This is a genomic window from Methylophaga sp. (assembly GCF_030651745.1).
The window spans coordinates 1-2,076 of sequence record NZ_JAUSCC010000131.1 but is presented as its reverse complement, the minus strand read 5'-3'; the positions used below and the strand labels follow the sequence as shown (position 1 = coordinate 2,076).

At 44.7% G+C, this 2,076-nt stretch carries 3 protein-coding genes and 2 pseudogenes; all 5 read left to right on the top strand.

Features of this window, described 5'->3' with window-relative positions:
- A pseudogene (rplC, locus tag Q7V21_RS17955) lies at positions 1 to 181 on the top strand (50S ribosomal protein L3); the annotation flags it as partial.
- Positions 182 to 204: 23 nt separating this feature from the next.
- A complete protein-coding gene (gene rplD / locus Q7V21_RS17950; protein ID WP_069296939.1) occupies positions 205 to 822 on the top strand; it encodes a 50S ribosomal protein L4 in 618 nt (205 codons plus the stop codon).
- Complete coding sequence (gene rplW / locus Q7V21_RS17945) at positions 819 to 1,112, top strand: 50S ribosomal protein L23 (RefSeq protein WP_304918100.1); 294 nt, start codon at positions 819 to 821, stop codon at positions 1,110 to 1,112. Before rplD ends, rplW begins: the two co-directional genes overlap by 4 nt.
- Positions 1,113 to 1,138: 26 nt before the next feature.
- The gene (rplB, locus tag Q7V21_RS17940; RefSeq protein WP_304918099.1) at positions 1,139 to 1,966 is read left to right on the top strand and encodes a 50S ribosomal protein L2; all 828 of its coding nucleotides are present in this window, start codon (positions 1,139 to 1,141) and stop codon (positions 1,964 to 1,966) included.
- Between the two features lie 17 nt (positions 1,967 to 1,983).
- A pseudogene (locus tag Q7V21_RS17935) lies at positions 1,984 to 2,076 on the top strand (30S ribosomal protein S19); the annotation flags it as partial.

The window sequence follows — 2,076 nt, the reverse complement described above, 5'->3', positions numbered from 1 at the left end:
AACTCCTGGACGCGTGTTCAAGGGTAAGAAAATGGCAGGCCATATGGGTGATAAAAAACGCACGTTGCAAAATCTTTCTGTTGTCAGAGTGGATGCGGAACGGAACCTGATTTTGGTCAAAGGCTCAGTGCCAGGTGCAACAGGCAGCAATGTCGTAGTTAGCCCAGCTGTGAAAGCCTAAGTAAGATTCTGAGGGGAATTAACGTGGATCTTCAGTTACAAACATTCAACGGTAAGAAAGCCGGAAACATTACAGTTTCCGATGCGTTTCTTGATCGTGAGTTTAATGAGTCACTTGTGCATCAAGTTGTTACTGCTTATTTAGCAGGCGGCCGTGCCGGAACGCATGCACAGAAAACCCGCTCAGAAGTGAGCGGTGGTGGCAGAAAACCTTTTTCACAAAAAGGAAGTGGTCGCGCTCGTGCTGGTACAATCCGCAGCCCATTATGGCGTAGTGGTGGTGTAACCTTTGCATCGAAAAATCGTGATTACAGCCAAAAAGTAAACCGTAAAATGTACCGTAATGCGATTTCTGTCATTTTGTCAGAATTACGTCGTAAAGATGCATTAGTTGTGGTTGATAAAGTTGAGCTCGATTCACCAAAAACAAAAGACTTGTTAGCAATGACAAAGTCGCTGGGTATTGAAAACGCTTTGATCGTTTGTGAAAACGCCGCCGGTAATCTGGCGTTAGCATCGCGCAACTTATATAACATTGCTGCTACAGATGCTGCACATGTGAACCCAGTAGCATTATTGCGTTTTGAAAAAGTCGTGATGAGTGAAGACTCAATTCGTAAGCTTGAGGAGTCATTTGTATGAACACAGAACGCTTAAGCAAAATTATTCTTGGCCCAGTGGTTGCTGAAAAAGCATCGCGTGTAGCCGAAGATCATAACCAGGTAGTACTTAAAGTATTACCTAACGCCAACAAAGCTGAAATCAAAAAAGCTGTAGAAAGCTTGTTTGATGTGAAAGTTGCTGCTGTATCAACAGCCAATGTTAAAGGCAAAGTTAAACGTGTAGGCCGTAATTTCGGCAAACGCAGTGACTGGAAGAAAGCCTATGTGACATTAGCTGATGGTGCTGATCTCAACTTCCTTGGCGAATAATACAGAATACGGGTGAGGAAACAGGAATGGCATTAAAAAAGGCTAAACCTACATCAGCAGGTCGCAGATTTGTTGTGCAGGTGAGTACTCCAGATCTGTACAAAGGTGCGCCATATGCTCCTTTGGTAGAGAAAAAGACTAAAAATGGTGGTCGTAATAACGCTGGTCGTATTACTGTCCGTCACCAAGGTGGTGGTCATAAACAACGCTATCGCGTAGTTGACTTCAAACGTAACAAAGACGGCATTCCTGCTGTTGTTGAACGTATTGAATACGATCCAAACCGTACGGCTCATATTGCTTTATTAAGCTACGCAGATGGTGAAAAACGCTACATTATCGCTCCAAAAGGCATCACCGCTGGTGATCGTCTTGAGTCAGGTGATGAAGCTGCAATCCGTGCTGGTAATACGTTGAAATTGTCTGCCATTCCTTTAGGTAGCACTGTTCACTGTGTTGAATTGAAACCAGGTAAGGGTGCTCAGTTAGCACGTAGTGCTGGTAGCAGTGTTCAATATGTTGCTCGTGAAAATGGCTATGCCACTATCCGCTTACGCAGTGGTGAAACTCGTAAAGTTCCACTGGAATGCAAAGCGACTATGGGCGAAGTTGGTAATGGAGAGCATTCATTACGTTCATTGGGTAAAGCCGGTGCAAAACGTTGGCGTGGTGTTCGACCTACCGTTCGCGGTGTGGTCATGAACCCGGTTGACCATCCACATGGTGGTGGTGAAGGTCGTACCTCTGGTGGACGTCACCCCGTAACACCTTGGGGTGTGCCTACTAAAGGCTACAAAACTCGTAAGAATAAACGTACGGATAATATGATCGTACGTCGTCGTAATCGTAAATAAAAGGCTAGGAATTTCACATGCCGCGTTCAATTAAAAAAGGTCCATTTATTGACCATCACCTTGAAAAGAAGGTCTTGGAAGCGAGAGATGCAAGTAACAAACGTCCGATC